Origin of the sequence: Paucibacter sp. JuS9 (genome assembly GCF_044043925.2) — a bacterium.
GTDB lineage: Bacteria > Pseudomonadota > Gammaproteobacteria > Burkholderiales > Burkholderiaceae_C > JAUASW01.
Genome location: NZ_CP194172.1, coordinates 4864496 through 4883741, shown reverse-complemented (window position 1 = coordinate 4883741; position 19246 = coordinate 4864496). Strand labels below are relative to the sequence as shown.

General features: G+C 67.5%; 16 protein-coding genes. 9 read left to right on the top strand and 7 right to left on the bottom strand.

Translation table 11 applies throughout. From position 1 onward, the window contains the following. Positions 1 to 4: 4 nt before the first annotated feature. Entirely contained in the window at positions 5 to 1540 is a 1536-nt protein-coding gene (locus ABT392_RS21805; RefSeq protein WP_395384541.1) for an alkaline phosphatase D family protein, read from the top strand. A gap of 56 nt (positions 1541 to 1596) precedes the next feature. Here the strand turns inward: ABT392_RS21805 and ABT392_RS21800 are convergent, their stop codons facing one another. Continuing rightward, positions 1597 to 2583, bottom strand: coding sequence for a protein kinase family protein (locus tag ABT392_RS21800; RefSeq protein WP_395384542.1), 987 nt, complete (start codon positions 2581 to 2583; stop codon positions 1597 to 1599). A 124-nt stretch (positions 2584 to 2707) separates the two neighbouring features. Between ABT392_RS21800 and ABT392_RS21795 the strand changes: the two genes are divergently transcribed. The 3 genes from ABT392_RS21795 to ABT392_RS21785 are packed head-to-tail and all read left to right on the top strand — an operon-like array spanning position 2708 to position 6893. Then, positions 2708 to 3700: an AEC family transporter gene (locus ABT392_RS21795; protein WP_395384543.1), complete on the top strand. Its 993-nt coding sequence runs from the start codon at positions 2708 to 2710 to the stop codon at positions 3698 to 3700. A 38-nt stretch (positions 3701 to 3738) separates the two neighbouring features. Continuing rightward, positions 3739 to 4485, top strand: a complete 747-nt coding sequence (locus tag ABT392_RS21790) for a tetratricopeptide repeat protein (RefSeq protein ID WP_395384545.1) — start codon at positions 3739 to 3741, stop codon at positions 4483 to 4485. A 5-nt stretch (positions 4486 to 4490) separates the two neighbouring features. After that, on the top strand, positions 4491 to 6893 hold the full coding sequence (locus tag ABT392_RS21785; RefSeq protein ID WP_395384546.1) for an alpha/beta hydrolase family protein: 2403 nt from the start codon (positions 4491 to 4493) through the stop codon (positions 6891 to 6893). A gap of 9 nt (positions 6894 to 6902) precedes the next feature. Here the strand turns inward: ABT392_RS21785 and ABT392_RS21780 are convergent, their stop codons facing one another. From ABT392_RS21780 to ABT392_RS21765, 4 genes are all read right to left on the bottom strand, one after another. Beyond that, positions 6903 to 9374 (bottom strand): sensor histidine kinase, encoded by a 2472-nt coding sequence (locus ABT392_RS21780; RefSeq protein ID WP_395384547.1) that lies wholly within the window; start codon positions 9372 to 9374, stop codon positions 6903 to 6905. A gap of 9 nt (positions 9375 to 9383) precedes the next feature. Continuing rightward, on the bottom strand, positions 9384 to 10169 hold the full coding sequence (locus ABT392_RS21775) for an ABC transporter substrate-binding protein (RefSeq protein WP_395386798.1): 786 nt from the start codon (positions 10167 to 10169) through the stop codon (positions 9384 to 9386). Between the two features lie 78 nt (positions 10170 to 10247). Next, positions 10248 to 11012 carry an HD-GYP domain-containing protein gene (locus ABT392_RS21770; protein WP_395384548.1) on the bottom strand — a complete coding sequence of 255 codons (765 nt, stop codon included), beginning with the start codon at positions 11010 to 11012 and terminating at the stop codon, positions 10248 to 10250. Further along, positions 11009 to 11380 (bottom strand): response regulator transcription factor, encoded by a 372-nt coding sequence (locus ABT392_RS21765; RefSeq protein WP_395384549.1) that lies wholly within the window; start codon positions 11378 to 11380, stop codon positions 11009 to 11011. The genes ABT392_RS21770 and ABT392_RS21765 overlap by 4 nt, the downstream gene beginning before the upstream one ends. A 111-nt stretch (positions 11381 to 11491) precedes the next feature. Between ABT392_RS21765 and ABT392_RS21760 the strand changes: the two genes are divergently transcribed. The 5 genes from ABT392_RS21760 to ABT392_RS21740 all read left to right on the top strand — a co-directional run bounded on the left by ABT392_RS21760 (position 11492) and on the right by ABT392_RS21740 (position 15689). Then, entirely contained in the window at positions 11492 to 12130 is a 639-nt protein-coding gene (locus tag ABT392_RS21760) for a response regulator (RefSeq protein WP_395384550.1), read from the top strand. Next, positions 12127 to 12882: a response regulator gene (locus tag ABT392_RS21755; RefSeq protein WP_395384551.1), complete on the top strand. Its 756-nt coding sequence runs from the start codon at positions 12127 to 12129 to the stop codon at positions 12880 to 12882. Before ABT392_RS21760 ends, ABT392_RS21755 begins: the two co-directional genes overlap by 4 nt. Before the next feature lie 119 nt (positions 12883 to 13001). After that, positions 13002 to 13547, top strand: coding sequence for a chemotaxis protein CheW (locus ABT392_RS21750; protein ID WP_395384552.1), 546 nt, complete (start codon positions 13002 to 13004; stop codon positions 13545 to 13547). A gap of 51 nt (positions 13548 to 13598) precedes the next feature. Continuing rightward, on the top strand, positions 13599 to 15356 hold the full coding sequence (locus ABT392_RS21745) for a methyl-accepting chemotaxis protein (protein WP_395384553.1): 1758 nt from the start codon (positions 13599 to 13601) through the stop codon (positions 15354 to 15356). Between the two features lie 207 nt (positions 15357 to 15563). Next, on the top strand, positions 15564 to 15689 hold the full coding sequence (locus ABT392_RS21740) for a hypothetical protein (protein WP_395384554.1): 126 nt from the start codon (positions 15564 to 15566) through the stop codon (positions 15687 to 15689). Here ABT392_RS21740 and ABT392_RS21735 read toward each other — a convergent pair. Then, positions 15686 to 17791 (bottom strand): primosomal protein N', encoded by a 2106-nt coding sequence (locus ABT392_RS21735; protein WP_395384555.1) that lies wholly within the window; start codon positions 17789 to 17791, stop codon positions 15686 to 15688. The genes ABT392_RS21740 and ABT392_RS21735 overlap by 4 nt on opposite strands. 330 nt (positions 17792 to 18121) lie before the next feature. Next, the gene (gene hemE, locus ABT392_RS21730; protein ID WP_334277549.1) at positions 18122 to 19213 is read right to left on the bottom strand and encodes a uroporphyrinogen decarboxylase; all 1092 of its coding nucleotides are present in this window, start codon (positions 19211 to 19213) and stop codon (positions 18122 to 18124) included. Between the last annotated feature and the right edge of the window lie 33 nt (positions 19214 to 19246).

Genomic DNA, 19246 nt, shown 5'->3' with positions numbered 1-19246 from the left:
TGCCATGAGCATCAACACCGACCGTCGCCAGCTTCTCCAATGGGCCCTGGCGGCGGGCGCGGCGCCGCTGTTCCTGCGCCATGCCCTGGCCGCCGACACCGAGCGATTCGCCCTGGGCCTGGCTTCGGGCTGCCCGCGTCCTGATCGACTGGTGTTGTGGACCCGGCTCACCGGCCCTGGGCTGCCCGAACAGGTCGAGGTTCGCTGGGAGCTTGCAGAGGACGAGGGCTTCCAGCGCATTGCCGCCAGCGGCGTGGAGGCCGCGCGCCCTGACAGCGCCCATACCGTGCATGCCGAGCCCAGCGGCTTGAAGCCCGATCGCTGGTACTGGTATCGCTTCAGTGCCCTGGGCCAGCGCAGCGTCGTCGGGCGCACGCGCACCGCGCCGGCACCCGACGCTCCGGCCACCTTGCGCTTCGCCATCGCCTCCTGCCAGCGCTATGACCACGGCTTCTACGCCGCCTGGCGCGACATGGCCGAGCAGGAGCTGGACCTGGTGCTCTTCCTGGGCGACTACATCTATGAGTACGGCCCTGGCAAGGACAGCCAGGCCAAGCGCCAGCACACCGGCCGCGCCTGCCAGACCCTGGACGACTACCGCCAGCGCTACGCCCTGCACAAGAGCGACCCTCACCTGCAGGCCATGCACGCCCGCGCACCCTGGCTCTGCACCTGGGACGACCACGAGGTGTCGAACGACTATGCAGGCAACCAGGGCGACAACCTGGCGGCAGACTTCCCGGCACGCCGGGCCGCTGCCGTTCAGGCTTATTGGGAGCACATGCCCTTCCCCAAGGCCTGGCAGCCACGGGCCGACAACCTGGCGCCGCTGCGGCTCTACCAGCACTGGGACTGGGGATCGCTGGCCCGTGTGATCACGCTGGACGGCCGCAGCTGGCGCGACCCCCAGGTCTGCCCCAAGCCGGGCCGCAGCGGATCGAACACCGTGGACCTGAGCGAATGCCCGGCCCTCATCGAGCCTAACCGCAGCCTGTTGGGCGCAGCGCAGGAGCGCTGGCTGGCGCAGACCTGGGACGCCAGCCGCCCCTGGAACCTGCTGGCCCAGCAGACCCTGATGGCCCGCCACAGCCAGCGCGACACCAGCAACGGCGGCGGCCGCTACTGGACCGATGGCTGGGACGGCTACCCGGCCGCCCGCTCGCGCCTGCTGAACGACCTTGCCGCGGCCAAGGTGCCCAATGCCGTGGTGCTCGGAGGCGATGTGCATGCCAACCATGTGGCGGGCCTGCGCGCCGATTTCGACCGGACCGACTCACCGCTGCTGGCCAGCGAGTTCTGCGGCACCTCGATCACCAGCCACGGCGGTTCGCAGGAGCGCATGACCCAGGGGCTGGCCCACAACCCGCACATGCTGCTGTCACGCAGCGACCAGCGCGGCTACGTGCGGTTCGACCTCAAGGCTGGCCTGATGCAGGCCGAGCTGCGCGCCGTGCTCGATCCCTGGGATGCGCAGAGCGCCGTGCAGGCGCAGGCCCGCTTCGTGGTGGAAGCCGGCAAGGCAGGCCCGCAGCTCGCCTGAGCGGGTGCCGCAGTGCCGCCAGTGCCGGGCCGTACTGGGGCCGTGCGGGGTGCTGACTAGCGAGGCTCGTTGGCCGTGATCTGGCGCCAGAAACGCCAGAACCAGGATGTCGCGCCCGCGGCTTCATCGGCCCCGCTGTCCAGGGGCATGGGCGCGGAATTGGCGATCGGCATGGGCGTCAATTGCAGGGCTGAATGGCTTTCGCCAGCCAGCCAGGAGCGCAGGTCCAGGCCCAGTGCTTCGGAACTGGCATGGCGCTGCTCCGGCAGGGGGCTGGCGGCCTTGTGCACCAGGGCTTCCAGGCTCAGCCGCTGCTGCGGGCTCAACTCGGGCCAGCGGGTGGCGACGCTGTCGTGCTCGGGGCTGGCTTCGTGATGATCAGGGGCGCGTTCATGCACCAGCTCGCACAGCAGCGCGCCCAGGGCATAGGCTTCGCTGGCGCTGCTGGGCACCGCTCCCTGCCGACGCTCCGGGCTGGCATAGACCAGCAGGGCCGGGTGCGGCGGCTCGGGCAATTCCTCGTGGCTCAGGTGCAGGCCCATCAGCTGCAGGCGGCCATCGGCGCGCACCCACAGCAGGCTTGGGTCCAGCTCGGAAAGCAGCAGGCCCTCGCTGTGAGCATGGGCCAGCGCATCGCAAAGCTGCAGCAGAAGCGCCAGCCTTTCACGCAGGGCGAGGCGCTCGGTCAGGCTCATCAACGGCCGCGCTTCCACCCAGGGCAGCACCAGGAAGGGCTTGCCATGCGGGGTGACGCCGCTGTCCATCGGGGTGACGATGCCATGGTGCTCCAGGCGCGCCAGCTCGGAGGCGCCATCGGCGAAACGCAGCATCAGCGCGGCGGCATCGGTGGCGTTCTCGAACACGATCAGGGCGGCGCGCTGGCCGCGGGCCAGCACATGCTCGGCGCGATACCACTGGCCGGCAGCACTGGCGTGCAGCGCACGGCGCAACATCCAGACGCCCAGGCGCTGCTCGGGTACCAGGGTGGCACCTGCTGGCGGACCGGCGACCGGCCGCGGACGGTGGTTGAAAGCGAAACGCATGGCTTGCCATGTTAGCCAGCCCCACCCCTGCCCGAAACCCATGCCCCCTCGAACAAAGGGCTGGCGAGCATTCGCTCACATCCCCCGTGTGAGGGGGCAAGCCGGCTTGCGATACTCGCGGCCGATGCAAGCAATCCTGGCCGTCACCCTGCCCTTCTTCGCCCTGGTGCTGTGCGGCTACCTGGCGGCTTCGCGCGGTGTGCTGGCCGAAAGCGCCATTCCGGGGCTCAACGGCTTCGTGCTGTTCTTCGCCCTGCCCTGCATGCTGTTCCGCTTCGGCATGAACACGCCGGTGCTGGAGCTCCTGAACCCGGCCATGCTGGGCCTGTATGTGAGTGTGGCCCTGGCCATGGTCGGACTGACCATCGCCCTGACCCGCTCGCCCCGCGTCGACATGAAGAACGCCGCCTTCGGTGCCCTGGTGGCCGCATTCCCGAATACCGGCTTCATGGGCGTGCCCCTGCTGGTGGCGCTGCTGGGCCAGAACGCCGCCGGACCGGTGATCTGCACCGTGCTGGCCGATCTCTTTGTAACGAGTTCCCTGTGCGTGGCCTTGGCCAGCGCCCACGACCCGCGCCCCGACGGCCGGCCTGCGACGGCCGGCGCCGCACTGGCGCAAGCGCTGCGAGGCGCCTTGTCCAATCCGCTGCCCTGGTCGATTGCACTGGGCATCCTGGCCTCGGCCACCGGCCTGCATCCGGCCGGGCCGCTGGACACCGTGATCCGCATGCTGGGTGATGCCGCATCACCGGTCGCCCTGTTCACCATCGGCGCCGTACTCTGGCGCTCGGGCCGGCATGCCCAGGGGCGCACGCCGGTCGCGCTTTATTTGCCGGTGGCGCTGGTCAAGCTGATTCTGCATCCGGCGCTGGTCTGGAGCCTAGGCCTGGTGGGGCGGCGCTTCGGCCTGCCGCTGAGCGAATTCCAGTTGCTGGTGCTCGTGCTGGCCGCCGCCTTGCCCAGCGCGAGCAATGTCTCACTGCTGGCCGAGCGCTATGGCGCCGACAACGGCCGCGTGGCACGCATCATCATGGCCTCGACAGTGTTGGCCTTCCTGAGCTTCACCGCGCTGGCCTGGCTCTTGATACGGCCGGCAGCAACGGCGGCGGCACAATAGCGGCCACAAGATTCGACAGCCCCGGGGAGCCTCAAACCATGCCTTTCATCGGAGTCGGCCTGCATGTGCTGGTCGCGCTTTTCTTCGCCATCCACGCCATCCGCAACGGTCAGCCCATGTACTGGCTGCTGATCCTCTTCATGTTCCCCTTGCTGGGCAGCATCGTCTATTTCGCGGCGGTCTACCTGCCCGGCTCGCGACTGCAGCGCGGTGCCCAACGCACCGTGGCAGCCGCCGCCCGCTCGCTGGACCCAGGGCGCGAGCTGCGCGAAGCCCGTGCGGCGCTCGAAGGCACACCGACGGCCCAGAACCAGATGCGCCTGGCCCAGGCCTTGCTCGAGGCCGGCCAGCCCGCCGAAGCAGCGCAGGCCTTCGAGACCTGCCTCAAGGGCCCGTTCGCCAGCGATGCCGAGATCAAGTTCGGTGCTGCCCGCGCCTGGCTTGAAAGCGGCCAGGCCGCGCGCGCCGTGGCCCATCTGCAAGCCATCCGCAACGAGCAGCCGGGCTTCCGCGCCGATCAACTGAGCCTGCTGCTGGCCCGTGCCTTGGCGGCAGATGGCCAGCAGGACGCCGCCCGCAGCGAGTTCGAGAACGGCCTGCATCGCTTCGGCAGTTTCGAGGCGCACGCCGAGTATGCGATCTGGGCGTTGGAGCGCGGCGACCAGGACCTGGCCCAGAAGCTGCAGGCCGACATCGACAAGCTGACCCGCGCCTGGAACCGCCATACCCGCGAGTTGAACGCGCCGGTGCTGCGCCGGCTGCAATCCGCGCAAGCCCGCCGCTGATCGACATGAGCATGCCGCGCCGAACCCTGTGGCTCGCGCCGCTGCTGCTGGGCCTCGCGCTCGGCGCGGCGCAGGCGCAGGAGCCGGCCGGCTATCTGCAGCCCAGCACCGCCATCCGCCAGGTGCTCGATGCACCGGTGCCGCCGCGGCCCTGGGTCTCGCCCGACCAGCAGACGCTGGCGCTGATGGACATCCGCCCCTATCCGGGCATCGACGAACTGGCCCGGCCGGTGCTGCGCCTGGCAGGCCTGCGCTTCGAGCCCGGCAGCGGCACGCCGCAGCCCTTGCAGGTGCTGCAGCGTTTGCGACTGCGTGCCTTGAACAGCCCCGATGCGCCGGAGCGGACCATCGAGCTGCCCGCCGGCGGCGCCTTCCACAGCTTCGCCTGGGCGCCCGACGGCCAGCGCTTCGTCCTGGAGCGCCGGATGGAACAGGCCAACGAGCTCTGGGTCGGCGATACCGCCAGCGGCCGGCTGCGCGCCATCGCCGGGCTGAGGCTCAACAACGCGCTGGGCCAGGGCGAGCAGGCCTGGCTCAATCCGCAGGAGCTGCTGGTCTTGAGCGTGGCCCGCCGTGGCCCGCCACCGAGACCGACGCCCCGCCCCGCCGTGCAGGAGGCCAGCGGCCGCGCCTCGCCGGAGCGCAACTACGCCGACTTGCTGCAGTCGCCCTACGACGAGTCGCTGTTCGAGTACCACGCTCGTTCGCAGATGGTGCTGGTCAATGTCGCCACCGGCGCGGTGCGCGAGATCGGCGAGCCCCAGCTCTACGCAAGCATCAGCAGCGTCGGCGCGCCCGGCGCACCGCAGTACCTCTTGACCGAGCGGGTCGCCCGCCCCTTCAGCTACGACCTGACCTGGGATGACTTCCCCACCGTCGTGGAAGTGCGCTCGCGCGAAGGCCGCGTGCTCAAGGAACTGACGCGCATGCCGATGCGCAAGGGCGTGGCAATCGACGGCGTGCTGATCGGCCCGCGGGTCTTCTATCCCTCGCCCAGCAAGGACGCGGCGGTCTACTGGATCGAGGCGCTGGACGGCGGCAACTCCAATGCGCGAGTACCGTTCCGCGACCGCCTGATGCGCCTGGACCCGCCTTTCACCGGTGAAGCGCGCGAAGTGCAGCGCATGCCGCATCGCTTCACGCAGTTGCGCTTCCTGGACGATGGCCAGCAGGCGCTGCTGACCGAAACCGACCGCAACCGCGCCTGGGTCCGCACCTATCTGCTGCCGCTCAACGGCACGCAAAGCAAGCCGCTGTTCGAGTACGCGCAGCGTGAGCGTTATCGCCACCCCGGTGTGCCGCTGATGCGCATACTCACGAACGGCCACAGCGTGATTCGCACCTCGCCGCAAGGCGACATCTACATGCTGGGCGCCGGCTTCAAGCCCAAGGGTGAGCAGCCCTTCCTGGACCGCCTGTCGCTGCGCGACGGCCTGAGCGCCCATGTGTTCCAGTCGTCCGAAACCGTCTATGAGCAGCCGCTCGCGCTACTGGAGGGCAACCGCCTGCTGCTCAGTCGCGAGAGCCCGTCCGAGCCACCCAATATCTTCCTGCGCGATAGCGCCGGCCTGCATGCCCTGACACAGATGCGCGACCCGACGCCGTCGCTGCGCCGCATCCACCGCGAGTTCGTCAGCTTCAAGCGCGCCGACGGTGTGGAGATGTCGTTCTGGCTCAACCTGCCGCCCGACTACAAGGAAGGCGAACGCCGCCCGACGCTGGTGTGGTCGTATCCGCTGGAGTTCAACGACCCGACGCTGGCCGGCCAGATCAGCGGCGCCACCAGCCGCTTCGCACGCTACTCGGGCCTGGCGCCGCAGTTGCTGGCGCTGGACGGCTTCGTGGTGCTGTCGGACGCCACGATGCCGGTGGTCGGCGACATCCGCAGCATCAACGACGGCTTCATCGAGCAGATCACGATGAATGCCCGAGCCATCCTGGACAAGGCCGAATCGCTGGGCGTAACCGACCCGAAGAAGGTGGCCATTGGCGGGCACAGCTACGGCGCCTTCATGGCCGTGAACCTGCTGGCCCACACCGACCTGTTCAAGGCCGGCATCGCCCGCAGCGGCGCCTACAACCGCACGCTTACGCCCTTCGGCTTCCAGAGCGAGCGACGCTCGCTGTGGGACTCGCGCGAAACTTATCTGCGCCTCTCGCCCCTGCTGTATGCGCAGCAGATCAAGGAGCCGCTGCTGCTGGTCCACGGCGACGCGGACAACAACTCCGGCACCACGCCCCTGCAGAGCGAACGCCTCTACCACGCGCTCGCCGGCCTCGGTGGCACGGTGCGCTTCGTCTCCCTGCCCTATGAAGCGCACGGCTACGCCGCGCGCGAGTCGGTCGGCCACACACAATGGGAAATGAGCCACTGGCTCAGGCAGCACCTGGGCGAACCGCGTCCCTGAGAGCGGCGCTCAATAGGTGGTCGTGAAGCCGGTTTCCGCATCGCCGCGGCCCGGCAGCACGATGCTGAACAGCGCGCCACCCCCTTCGCGGTTGCTGGCCTGGATGCTGCCCTTGTGCAGCTCGACGATCTTGCGGCAGATGGCCAGGCCGAGGCCGGTGCCACCCGAGCCATCCTTGGTCTTGCTGGACTGCACGAAGGCATCGAAGATCGCCTCGAGCTCGCCCGGCGGGATGCCCGGGCCTCGGTCGGCGATGTCGATGTGGATCTGGCCGTCCTCGTGCAGGGACGCTGCCAATTCGATGTTGCTGCCGTCCGGGCTGAACTTGACTGCATTGGCCAGCACATTGCGCACCACCTGCTGGAAGCGCAGCGGGTCGACCTTGGCGCTCAGCGGCTGCTCGCTGATGACGCAGTCAAGCTGCAGGCGGCGTGGCTGCAAGAGCGGGTCGAACTCGCGGGCCACGCTGCGAATGTGGGCCCGCAGGTCGCAGCGCTCCATGTGGAAGGTGCCGACCGAGCTTTCGATCTTGGAGACGTCGAGCAGGTCGTTCACCAGGGCCAGCATGCGCTGGCCCGAGGCATGGATGCTCTCGAACATGGTCACCAGCCGGGGCGAATCGCGGCCCCGCGCCACGCCCAGTTCCGAGAAGCCGAGGATGGACTGCAGCGGCGTGCGCAGTTCGTGGCTGATGTTGGCGATGAACTCCGACTTGGCGCGCGAGGCCTCTTCGGCCGCATCGCGCGCCTCGCGGGTGGCGCGTTCGGCCTCCCGGAACTCGCTGACGTCCATCAGCGTGTTCAGGATGCCGGCCGGCCCGCCCTGCTCGTCCAGCAGCAGCACCTTGGTGACCTGCATGTCGCGCGGCTGGCCGTCTGCATGCTTCATGCGCGCCTCGTAGCGCAGCGTGCCGCCCTCGGCGAGCAGCTGCGCATCGTGCCGCTCGTGCACCTGCCTGTCAGCCATGCTCAGCATGAAGCCGACCCGGGTGCCGATCACCTGCTCGCGCTTGAGCCCGGTGAACGCCTCCCAGGCACGATTGACAGTCACGTATTGCCCCTGCATGTCGACCAGCGAGATCGGCTGCGGGCTCACTTCAAGCAGCAAGCCGGTGAAGGCCAGCTGACGCTGCAGCTGGTGCTGGGCCACCTCGCGCTCGGTCACGTCCACCGCGCTGCCGGCAAAACCGACCAGGTGCTGCTTGGCATAGAGCGGCACGACCGCGACCTCATACTGCCGGAGCCCACCTTCGGCGCTGCGCAGGCCGATCTGCGCGGTGCGCGGGCCAGGGCGATCATCGGGGTCGAACAGTGCGGCGGCCTTCGCAGCGTCGGCCGGCTCGACCAGGTCCTGCAGGCGGCGGCCGACGGCCAGCTCGGCACGGTCCTGTGTGACCGCGCCCCAGCGTGCATTGACAAACGTGAGCACGCCGCCGTGTCCGGCCCGGAAGATCAGCTCCTGCACGCTCTTGAGCACCACGCTCATCTCGCGCTCGCGCAGGGCCACCTTTTCCTGGGCCTGCTGCGCCGATTGCACGGCCAGCATGCGGCCGCGCAGGCTGCGCAAGGCCACGATGCTGGCCGCCACCAGCAGGCTCAGCATGAGCAGGCCGAGCCCGACGAGCTTCCAGACGTCCTGGTACCAGGATTGCAGTGCCAAGGCCTGCGGCTGTTCGATCAGCATCAGGAAAGGTTGGCTGCGCGAGCCGCGCCAGGCCACAACCTGGGGGCCCGCGATCACGCTCTCGCCAAGGTAGCTGCCATGCTCCTGATTGCCGATCAGTCGAGCCAGGACAGGGTGACTGGCGAGCGAACTTCCCACCTCGACGGGTAGCCGTTCGGTGGCAGTCAAGACCTGCCCCTGGTAGCTGACCAGCAGGGCCTGCATCGCACTTTGGTCCGCCACCGTCTGTTGGTAGGTGGCCAGGGCATCCGGGTTGATCAAGGCGACCAGCAGCTTGCCCGAAGCCATGCGGTGCCACAGGGGCAGGAAGCTGATGCGGTGGCTCGCGCCGCTGTTGCGCATGTCGGCCAGGGCGCGCCCGGATTGCAGGCTCAGCAGCTTGCTGCGGCCGGCTGCGGGCAGTGATTCCAGTTTGGCGAGCGGCAGACGCACCCCGACGTCGCGCGGCTCAGAGCTGGCGAGCACCAGTCCAGATTCGTCAACCAGCGCCAGGCTGCGCACGGAGCTCAGGCCCAGCAGCGACTGGGACAGCAGCGCCTGCTCATGGGCCGGGTCCGGCTGGCTCCGGGCCTGCAGGCTGTCGCCCAGCGCGCGCAAGGCCACGGCCGCCGATTCCACCGTGCGGCTCGCCTGGTCCTGCAACACGTCAGCCAGCAGTTCCGCCCGCGCGCGGCCGTTGCCCAGGGCCTCGGCGCGCTGGTACCAGGCCAGCGCACTCAGGCCGAGCACCACCACCAGCGCCGCGCCGCTGGCGGAGGCCAGGACGACATTTCGCAGGAAGCGTGTCTCGCGGAGCATGGCCCGAGTTCAGCGAACGACGATGTCGCTCAAGCCATTGCGCCCGGCTGCAGCGCTCAGGCGGCCGTCACGCTTGATGGTGGCCACGAATTCGTTGAGGCGTGCCAGCCAGGGAGCGTCGCCCTGCTTGATCGCATAGGCGTAGGGCAGCACGAAAAAGGGCTGCGGCGGCGCCACCAGGCGCGCCCAGTCGGCGTTGTCGAGCAGGCGCCGGCTGTAGGGATAGTCGGTCATGAAGGCGTCAACCCGGCCCGCTTCCAGCTCGCGCTCCCGGGTCTCGGGCGGCTTGACCGTGCGCAGCGTGGCCTGTTTCAGCGCCTGGGCCATCACAGGCTCCATGAAGGTGCCGGCCTGCACCGCGACGACGACGCCGGGCTTGTCCAGGTCCGACCATTGGCGCACCACGCGGTTGGCACGCGTGGTGACCGCATAGATGTCGCTTTGCAGGTAGGGCTGGGTGAAGTCCAGCACGGCCTTGCGCTGCGGCAGCATGCCCACCGCAAACATGGCCACATCGCACCGCTCGCTCTTCAGGTCCTCGACCAGCTGCGGGAACGACGACTCCACATACTGAAGCTTGACCTTGAGATCACGTGCCAGCTCTGCGGACAGTTCGATATCGATGCCCTCCAGCTTGTCGTTGCGCGGGTTGTGGTAAGTAATGCCGTAGTAGTCGGGCCAGATGCAGACACGCAGCTTGCCGCTGCTGCGCACCCGCTCCAGCGTGCTGGCACCGGCCTGCACTGATTGCGCTTGGGCTGGTCGGGTGCCGAAGGCGAGCAAGCTTGCCAGCATCGACACCAGAATCACGCAGGCCACGGTGATCTTGAGTTTTCTCATGAAGTCGTCCTTGTACCAGTTGTGTGTCGCGGCTCAGTCTGGAACGGTCAGGTTTAAGAGGTCGGGAGGGTTGCGGTTGATGGCGTCGCGCAGGGCGATCAGCAACGGCGCATGGGCCAGCATGCAGTCCACCACGCGAGGATCGAAAGCCAGGCCGCGCTGCTCGGCCAGCATCTTGAGCGCCACCTCGTCGTTGAAGGCCTTGCGGTAGCAGCGGTCCATGGTCAAGGCATCAAAGAAATCGACGACCGCGACGATGCGGCCCGACAGCGGAATCGCCTCGCCCGCGAGACCCAGCGGATAGCCACTGCCGTCCCAGCGCTCGTGATGGGTCATGGCCACCTCGGCAGCCAGCTGGAATAGCCTGATTCGCGATCGCCCCAGGATTTGCGCACCGATGATGGGGTGCTGGTTCATGACCTGCCGCTCGTCCGCCGTGTAGGAGCCCGGCTTCTTCAGCACCAGGTCTGGCACGCCGATCTTGCCGATGTCATGCATGGGGGCGGCCAGGCGCAGTTCGCGCGCGAAGTCCTTGCTTTCGCCCAGCGCCAGCGCCAGGCCTTCCGCCAGGTGGCCGATGCGGGTGATGTGCACACCGGTATCGTCATCGCGCATTTCTGCGGCCAGCGACAGGCGCAGCAGCGCTTCGTGATGGGCGCGTGCCACTTCGCGCAGGGCTTCGTTGCGCTCCTGATAGACACGGCCGAGGTCCGTGACGATGCGCTCCATCTGCGCCGCCGCCGCATCGTCGAAGCTGCGCGCGGTGCCGGAAGGGGTGTCGAGGGCGACGGCAATCATGCGTGCTCCCATTGCTGAGCGATCACGTCGATCAATTGCAGGGGACTGAATGGTTTCACCAGGTAGGCGTCGGCGCCGGCCTGCCGACCTGCCGAGCAGTCTTGCGCCTGGCCCCGGGCGCTGAGCATGATGACGCGGGGATTCAGCAGCATCGGGTCGCTCTTGAGCTTGCGGCAGACATCCAGGCCATCCAGCTCGCCAGGCATCATCACGTCCAACAGCACCAGGTCGGGCCGCACAGCCTCGGCCAGCAGCAGCGCCGTGGCCCCGTCCTCGGCCTCGAAGATCTCGTAGGACTCGAACTCCAGGGTCATGCGGACCAGGCGACGGATGTCCACGTGGTCATCAACGATCAGGATCTTCTTCATGTGGCCACTCCGGTGCTTTTTCAGATTTGATGAAGCGAAGTATCACATTTATCATTTAATAGCGTCAAGACTCGCTTTATGATGCCGACGAAAATTCGGCAAAATTACTCAATGTCTCAAAACCGCCCCCTGCTCGACCCGAACAAGGACGACTTCAGCACAATGGAAGTGGCCCAGGTGCTGGGCATGGCCGTGCGCTCGGTGCAACTGATGGTTGATCGCGAAGAGCTGAAGGCCTGGAAGACACCGGGCGGCCATCGCCGCATATCGCGGGCCTCCATCGAAGCCTTCATGGCTCGGCGCGGCGGCGTTGCTGAGCCCTCGCCGGCCGTGCTGCCGCGCAGCACGCGCCCCGCCTCGGCAGCACCCCAGGTGCTGCTGATCGAGGATTCGACGCACTACCAGAAGCTCATCGCCCTGCTGCTGAACCAGCAGTTCCCGGAGATCCAGCTGCACACGGCATCGGATGGCATCGTTGGCCTGACGATGTACGGCCAGATCCAGCCGCAGGTGCTGATCGTCGACATCCTGCTGCCCGGCATAGACGGGGCAACGCTGATCACCAGCCTGCGGACCCAGCCGCAGTTCGCGCGAAGCCGTCTGATAGTGGTCACCTCGCTGGAAGGCGATCAGTTGGCCCCCTACGCCTTTGCCCTGGCGGGCCTGCCCGTCATCCACAAGCCGCGTCTGGTGACCGAGTTGCCGGCGCTTCTGAGGGCCGCCCTGGTCGAGGCTTCGCCCCACCCATGAAACCAAGGCCGCGCCTGCTGCTGCTGGAAGATGACCCGACCATCCAGCACCTGGTTCGGATGGCGCTCGAAGAGCTAGATCTTGACCTGCTGATCTCCAGCACCCTGGCCCAAGCGCGGGCAACGCTGGCCGCCGCGCCGGTGCAGATGCTCATCTCCGATCTGATGCTCCCCGACGGCTCCGGGCTGGACCTGATCGAGGAGCTGTCTGGGCGTTCCGACCTGCTCCAGGGCGCCCCCATCGCCGTGTTCAGCGCCGGCCTGGTCGGCGATGTCCAGGACCGCCTCGCCCAGCTTGGCGTCTGGCGCCAGCTCGCCAAGCCGTGCAGCATCCTGGAGCTGGAAACCTGCGTGCAGGAAGGGCTGGGCCTGACGCAAGCGACGCCTTCTGCAGGTGCAAACGCAGCTGCCGCTGACGACGCAGTAGCAGCGACCAGCGCATTGCCGGCGAACCAGGCTCAGGCCGTAGCCCAGCATTTCGGTGGTGACGAACCGCTCTACCGTACCTTCAGGGCAGCCTGCCTGTCCCAGTTCGAGCTGGATCGCGAGCAGGGCGATCAGGCCTGCGAGCAGCGCGACGCGCCGGCGCTGCGCCGCCTGGCACACAGCTTGAAAAGCGTGCTGCTGACGCTCGGTCACGCCGCCGAGTCGCAATTGGCGCGCCAGTTGGAGGACAGCGCCGAACGGGCCGACTGGCCACAGTCCCTCGCCCAGTGGCAAGCCTTGCGCCAGCGGCTGCCGGGTGATCCGTGATCAAGGTCGAAGCGATACTGGCAGCTTCTGCAAATGTGATAAACGTCTCAGCAAAAATGATCTGAAAATCATTTTGATCATTTAACATGCGGGCACCAACAGATTGAAAGGTGTCCGACATGAATACAGCCCTGATTCCCGCCGTCCAGGAGCGCTCTGCCGCGCTGACGTCGATGGCCGATGCGGCCGTTACCGCCGGGCCGCTGGAAGTGCTGACCTGCCAACTCGGCGGGGTGTCCTATGGCATCGAGCTGCGCTGCGTGCAGGAGATTCGCTCCTACGAGGCGCCGACCCGCATCGCCAACGCACCCGACTTCATCAAGGGCTTCGTCAATCTGCGCGGCGTGATCGTGCCGGTGATCGACCTGCGCCTGAGCTTCGGCCTGCCGGTGCCAGCCTATGACGCCTTCACCATCACCGTGGTGCTCAATCTGGCCGACCGCATCGTCGGCGTGGTGGTGGATTCGGTCAGCGATGTGATCGCCCTGCTGCCTTCGCAGATCATGCCCGCCCCGGACTTCAACGACACCGTCGACGCCCGCTACATCGCCGGCATCGGCACGCCCGACGTAAGCAGCTCCGACGCTCGCATGCTGGTCCTCTTGGACATCGAGAAGCTGATGTCCAGCGCGGCCATGGGCTTGGTACAGCCGGTCCTGCAGTGAGTGCGCAAGAGCCTCACCGCCCTCAAAACCCAACCTGCACGAATACACATCATGAACAAGCGCACCATGAAGGTCTCCACTCGCCTGGCCCTCGGATTTGGTACCGCCGTCGCCCTGGGCCTCGGCATTGCGCTGGTCGGTGCCCTGGAGTTGCGTTCCATCGAGACCGAGGTCAGTGAACTGGCGAACGAGCGCATGATCAAGGTCGACAAGTTCACCGACCTCAAGGACAACTTGAATACCGCGGCGCGCACTGCCCGCAACATCATCGTCCTGCAGGACCCGGCCAAGCGCGCAGCCGAGGCCCAGGTCCTGGCAGAGATCCGCAAAGCCAACGGCCAGCTGGCGGATGAGCTCGACAAGATGCTCAAGATCCCCAAGTCGCGCGAGCTGCTCCAGGTCATCACCGAAACGCGCCCGCTCTACAACAAGGCACTGGACCGCGCCATTGCCCTGGCCGAGCAGGGCAAGACCGCCGAAGCCGGCGAATTGCTGATCACCGAGGTGCAGGCCCTCCAGAACACGCTGTTCAAGGCAGTGGACGAATCCACGCAAATGCAGGCCGACCTGGCCCGTGCCTTGGCCAAGGAGGCCGACGAGGATGCCTCGTTCGCGACCATGCTGATGATAGCTCTGGCCGGCGCGATGGGCCTTGTCGGCGGCCTGGTCGGTTGGGGCCTGACCCGCAACCTCAACCGCGCGCTGGGTGCCGAGCCCGGCGAGTTGAGCGCGGCCGTGCAGCGCGTGGCCGACGGGGACCTGGCCACGCCGGTGCCGGTACGCAACGGCGATGAGCAGAGCACGATGGCCACCGTGGCACGCATGCAGCGCGCTCTGGCCGGCATCGTCACCACGGTGCGCGGCAACTCCGACAGCGTGGCCACGGCCAGCGCCCAGATTGCCCAGGGCAATCAGGACCTGTCGAGCCGCACCGAAGAGCAGGCCAGCGCCCTGCAACAGACGGCCGCCTCGATGGAGCAACTGGGCTCCACCGTCAAGCAGAACTCAGACAACGCCCAGCAAGCCAACCAGCTGGCCCGCAACGCCAGCGATGTGGCCCAGCGCGGTGGTGCCGTGGTGAGCGAAGTGGTCGACACGATGAAGGGCATCAACGACGCCTCCAAGCGCATTGCCGACATCATCAGCGTGATCGACGGCATCGCCTTCCAGACCAATATCCTGGCCTTGAACGCGGCCGTGGAAGCAGCTCGCGCCGGCGAACAGGGCCGCGGCTTCGCGGTCGTGGCCGGCGAGGTGCGCAACCTGGCCCAACGCAGTGCCGACGCGGCCAAGGAAATCAAGACCCTGATCAACACCAGCGTCGAGCGCGTGGAGCAGGGAACGAGCCTGGTCGACCAGGCCGGCGCCACCATGAGCGAGGTGGTCCAGGCGATCCAGCGCGTGACCGACATCATGGGCGAAATCAGTGCCGCCAGTGCCGAGCAGACCTCGGGCGTGACGCAGATCGGCGATGCCGTGAGCCAGATGGATCAGGCCACGCAGCAGAACGCCGCCCTGGTCGAGGAAAGCGCTGCAGCGGCGGAGAGCCTGCGTGTCCAGGCCGAAGAGCTGGTGCGTGCGGTGGCAGTGTTCCGCGTCGGCGGCAGCGCAAGCGTGCCGGCGAAGGCGGCCACGGCAGTCAGGGCAGCTCCGACGACGTGGCAGGGCGAGGCGCGCCGCAGCAGCCAGCGTGCCACCAATGTGAGCCGCCTGCCCACACCGGCCAAGCGCCAATCGTTCACCCAAGCCGCGCCAGTCGAACCCACGCTCAAGACCGGCACCAACGGAGACAGCTGGACCACGTTCTAAGCCGCATCTCGCACTTCACCGGCTTGGAGGCTTGCATCCTGAAACTCAACGTCCGCAGCCTGACCTGGCACCTGAATGCCGTGTCGCCTTGCTCGGCCTGACACTGATGGGCGTGGCCATCTACGCCCGCATATTCATGGCGAGGTGGAGGCGACGCCGCAGCGAACCAAGCAGACAAGCGTCCCGCAGCTGTCCCGCACAAGCCAGATGGAGCAGGCCACGCAGCAGAATGCCGCGCTGGTCGAGCAGTCGGCGGCTGCATCGGAGAGCATGCGCAGCCAGGCTGGGGCCTTGGTGCAGACGGTCAGCAGCTTCAGGACTGCCGAGGCCTAGATCGCCAACGGATCCACGTCAACCGCCCAGCGGATCAGTCCCTTGTGCTCGCGCTTGAGCGCGCCGAGCGCCGGCAGCCAGGCGGCCAGCAGCCGCTGCAGGGCGACGCGGCTTTCTGATTCGACCAGCATCTGCAGCCGCTCGATGTTGGCGACCCGCGCCACCTGCATCGGCACAGGCGCGTACACGAGCACCTGACCGGCGCCATCGAGTTCGGCAGCCACGGCAGCCGCCGCCTGCAAGAAGGCCTTCGCGGCCTCGGCCGTGCGGGCTTCTGCACGCAGCAAGGCCAGATGCGCAAACGGCGGCAAGCCGGCCGAGAGGCGCTCCTCCAGCTGACTCCTGGCAAAGCGCTCGAAGTCGTGCGTGGTCAGTGCCTGGTAGAGCGCATGCTGAGGATGCCAGGTCTGCACCCACATCTCGCTGCGCGCCGCAGCTTCAGCATCTCTGCCGGCGCGGCCGGCGGCCTGCATCAGCAAGGCGAACAGCCGCTCGGGCGCGCGGAAATCGCTGCTGAACAAGGCGCCATCGGGGTTGACCGCGGCAACCAGGGTGATGCGGCGGAAGTCGTGCCCCTTGGTGACCATCTGCGTGCCGACAAGGATGTCGACCTCGCCCGCATGCACCGCACCGAGCTGCGCTTCCAGCGAGCCCTTGAGCTTGGTCGAGTCGGCATCGATGCGGGCCACGCGCGCGCCCGGCAAGGCCTCGGCCAACTGCTCTTCCAGCTTCTCGGTGCCGCGGCCCAGGGGCGCGATGTCCGGATTGCCGCAGCCCGGGCAGGCGGGCGGCACCCGCTCGGTGAAGCCGCAGTGGTGGCAGCGCAGCGTGCGGTCCAGCTTGTGGAAGACGCGGAAGGCGCTGCAGTGCGGGCATTCGCTCTTCCAGCCGCATTCCAGGCAGTGCAGGACCGGCGCATAGCCGCGCCGGTTCAAGAACATCAGGCTTTGCTCGCCGCGTTCCAGGCGCAGACGCAGCGCCTCGATCAGCGGTTTGCTCAAGACCGTGGTAACGCCCTTGTTGCGCGGCAGGCTGTTCATGTCGAACAGGCGCACTTTGGGTAGCGCGCCACCGCCTATGCGTTGCGGCATCGACAAGCGGCGATAGCGCCCTTCTTCGGCTCTGTGCCAACTTTCAAGCGATGGCGTGGCCGAGCCAAGAATCACCGGCAGCTTCTCGAGATGCGCCCGGTAGACGGCGAGGTCGCGCGCCGAGTAGCGGGCGCCGTCCTGCTGCTTGTAGGACGGGTCGTGCTCTTCATCGACCACGATCAGACCAAGCTTGGGCATGGAGGCGAACACCGCCAGCCGCGTGCCCAGCACCAGTTGCGCCCGCCCGAAATGCGCGGCCAGCCAATTGCGCAGACGCTGGGCCGGCGTGAGCCCGCTGTGCAGCGAGACCATGGCTGTGCCTGCAAAGCGCTCGGCAAAGCGGGCTTCCAGTTGCGGGGTCAGGTTGATCTCGGGCACCAGCACCAGCACCTGGCGGCCGGCTGCCAGCGCATGCTCGGCGGCACGCAGATAGACCTCGGTCTTGCCGCTGCCGGTCACGCCATAGAGCAGCAATGGCTGCGGCGACTGTGTACCGTTCTGTGCCAGCATCTCATCGAGCTGAGCCAGCGCCTCAGCCTGGGCCGGGCTCAGCTCCGGCCTGGCGGCAGGCTCTGCGGGCACCGGCAGGGCCAGCTTGTCCAGCTTCTTGAGCCGGAGCTGCAATTGCTTGGGCTCGAGCTCCCGCAACTGGGGCGGCAGGACAGCAGCCGCCAACTCGCCGACGCTGCGCTGGTAATAGAGCGCAGCGAATTCGACCAGCGAGCACCAGTGCGCCGACAGGGGCGGCAGCGCGTCCAGCGCTGCCGTGACCGGCCGCAAGTCTTGCAGTGGAAATTCCGCGCCAGTTGCCGCATCTTCACGCGCAGCCGGCCAGACCACGCCCAGCAGCTCGCGCCGGCCCAGCGGCACCCGCACCAGGCTGCCTGGAGCGAGCGCCTGCTCACTGGCGTAGTCCAGCGGGCCCGTCAGTCCGCTGTGCTGGGGCGCGTCAACCGCGACGCGCAAGCGCTGCAGCGGCGGCAAAAGCTGCGACGGCGCCTGCTCGCTCATGGCTCAAGCCATCGCTCAGGTGAAAGCTCAGCATTCCGTCCCAAGTCCATGATTTGCAAGGGATTGAAATGCTTTCCCACAAGCTGTGGATAACTTTGTGGGAAAGATACGCACAGGCCCTGCTCCGTGGAACAAGCTGACGCTCCGGCCTCTTGGAGCTCCGCTTGTGCGAAATGCGTACTTGCTTTGGAAATCAAGGACTTAGCCCGCAATCGGGAAAACGAGAACTTGCGGCGCAGCATGGCCGGCAGCCGCACGTCGCTTGCACACATTTGGGGATAAGTCCAAACCCTGAGTGCTTACTTCACGAATTGGCGCGCCGCGGCGCGCTCAGGCGCCGGCACGCAAACGGCGCGAATGGCTGTGCACCGTTTCGACCAGGGCGCTGACATGTTCGGGAGGCGTGAACTGGCTGATGCCATGGCCCAGATTGAACACATGGCCGCCATGGGAGCCATCGGCGCGCAGCGGGTTGCCAAAGCTGTCGAGCACCGCCTTGGCCTGCTCGGCGATCGCCTCGGGCGGCGCGAACAGCACGTTGGGGTCCAGGTTGCCCTGCAAGGCCACGCGGTCGTTCAGCTGCTTGCGGGCGCGGGCCAGGTTGACCGTCCAGTCCAGGCCCACCACGTCAGCGCCGGCATCGGCGATTTCGTCCAGCCACAGGCCGCCACCCTTGGTGAAAAGGATGCGCGGGATGCGCTGGCCCGCGTGTTCGGTCTTGACCTTGGCCAGCACCTGGCGCGAGTAGGCCAGGCTGAAGCGCTGAAAGGCGCCATCGGCCAGCACGCCGCCCCAGGAGTCGAACAGCATCACCGCTTGCGCGCCGGCTTCTATCTGGGCGTTGAGGTATTGCGCCACCGCCTCGGCGTTGACAGCCAGGATGCGCTCCATCAGGTCGGGGCGCGAATACATCAGGGCCTTGACGTGGCGGTAGTCGTCCGAGCCGCCGCCCTCGACCATGTAGCAGGCCAGGGTCCAGGGGCTGCCGGAGAAGCCGATCAGCGGCACGCGGCCGTTCAGCGCCTGGCGGATCGAGCTCACCGCGTCGAACACATAGCGCAGCTTGTTCATGTCGGGTACTTCGAGGGCGGCCACGGCGGCTTCGTCGCGCACGACCTTCTCGAACTTCGGGCCCTCGCCCTGCGCGAACGACAGGCCCAGGCCCATTGCATCCGGCACGGTCAGGATGTCGCTGAAGAGAATCGCGGCGTCCAGCGCATAGCGCTCCAGCGGCTGCAGCGTCACCTCGGTGGCGTAGTCGCGGTTGGTGGCCAGGCCCATGAAGCTGCCAGCCTTGGCGCGGGTGGCGCGGTACTCGGGCAGGTAGCGGCCCGCCTGGCGCATCAGCCACAGCGGCGTGTAGTCGGTCGGCTGGCGCAGGCAGGCGCGCAGGAAAGTATCGTTTTGCAGGACTGCGGTCATCCGCACATTATCCGCTGCGATACTCGGCCGGCA

Excerpts from the sequence above, each read along its gene's own strand:
- hemE (WP_334277549.1), bottom strand. The coding sequence starts at position 19,213 with ATGACCGCAGTCCTGCAAAACGATACTTTCCTGCGCGCCTGCCTGCGC.
- ABT392_RS21750 (WP_395384552.1), top strand. The coding sequence starts at position 13,002 with ATGAATACAGCCCTGATTCCCGCCGTCCAGGAGCGCTCTGCCGCGCTG.
- ABT392_RS21805 (WP_395384541.1), top strand. The coding sequence starts at position 5 with ATGAGCATCAACACCGACCGTCGCCAGCTTCTCCAATGGGCCCTGGCG.
- ABT392_RS21755 (WP_395384551.1), top strand. The coding sequence starts at position 12,127 with ATGAAACCAAGGCCGCGCCTGCTGCTGCTGGAAGATGACCCGACCATC.
- ABT392_RS21790 (WP_395384545.1), top strand. The coding sequence starts at position 3,739 with ATGCCTTTCATCGGAGTCGGCCTGCATGTGCTGGTCGCGCTTTTCTTC.
- ABT392_RS21795 (WP_395384543.1), top strand. The coding sequence starts at position 2,708 with ATGCAAGCAATCCTGGCCGTCACCCTGCCCTTCTTCGCCCTGGTGCTG.
- ABT392_RS21770 (WP_395384548.1), bottom strand. The coding sequence starts at position 11,012 with ATGATTGCCGTCGCCCTCGACACCCCTTCCGGCACCGCGCGCAGCTTC.
- ABT392_RS21775 (WP_395386798.1), bottom strand. The coding sequence starts at position 10,169 with ATGCTGGCAAGCTTGCTCGCCTTCGGCACCCGACCAGCCCAAGCGCAA.
- ABT392_RS21740 (WP_395384554.1), top strand. The coding sequence starts at position 15,564 with ATGGAGCAGGCCACGCAGCAGAATGCCGCGCTGGTCGAGCAGTCGGCG.
- ABT392_RS21765 (WP_395384549.1), bottom strand. The coding sequence starts at position 11,380 with ATGAAGAAGATCCTGATCGTTGATGACCACGTGGACATCCGTCGCCTG.
- ABT392_RS21800 (WP_395384542.1), bottom strand. The coding sequence starts at position 2,583 with ATGCGTTTCGCTTTCAACCACCGTCCGCGGCCGGTCGCCGGTCCGCCA.
- ABT392_RS21760 (WP_395384550.1), top strand. The coding sequence starts at position 11,492 with ATGTCTCAAAACCGCCCCCTGCTCGACCCGAACAAGGACGACTTCAGC.
- ABT392_RS21780 (WP_395384547.1), bottom strand. The coding sequence starts at position 9,374 with ATGCTCCGCGAGACACGCTTCCTGCGAAATGTCGTCCTGGCCTCCGCC.
- ABT392_RS21735 (WP_395384555.1), bottom strand. The coding sequence starts at position 17,791 with ATGAGCGAGCAGGCGCCGTCGCAGCTTTTGCCGCCGCTGCAGCGCTTG.
- ABT392_RS21745 (WP_395384553.1), top strand. The coding sequence starts at position 13,599 with ATGAACAAGCGCACCATGAAGGTCTCCACTCGCCTGGCCCTCGGATTT.
- ABT392_RS21785 (WP_395384546.1), top strand. The coding sequence starts at position 4,491 with ATGAGCATGCCGCGCCGAACCCTGTGGCTCGCGCCGCTGCTGCTGGGC.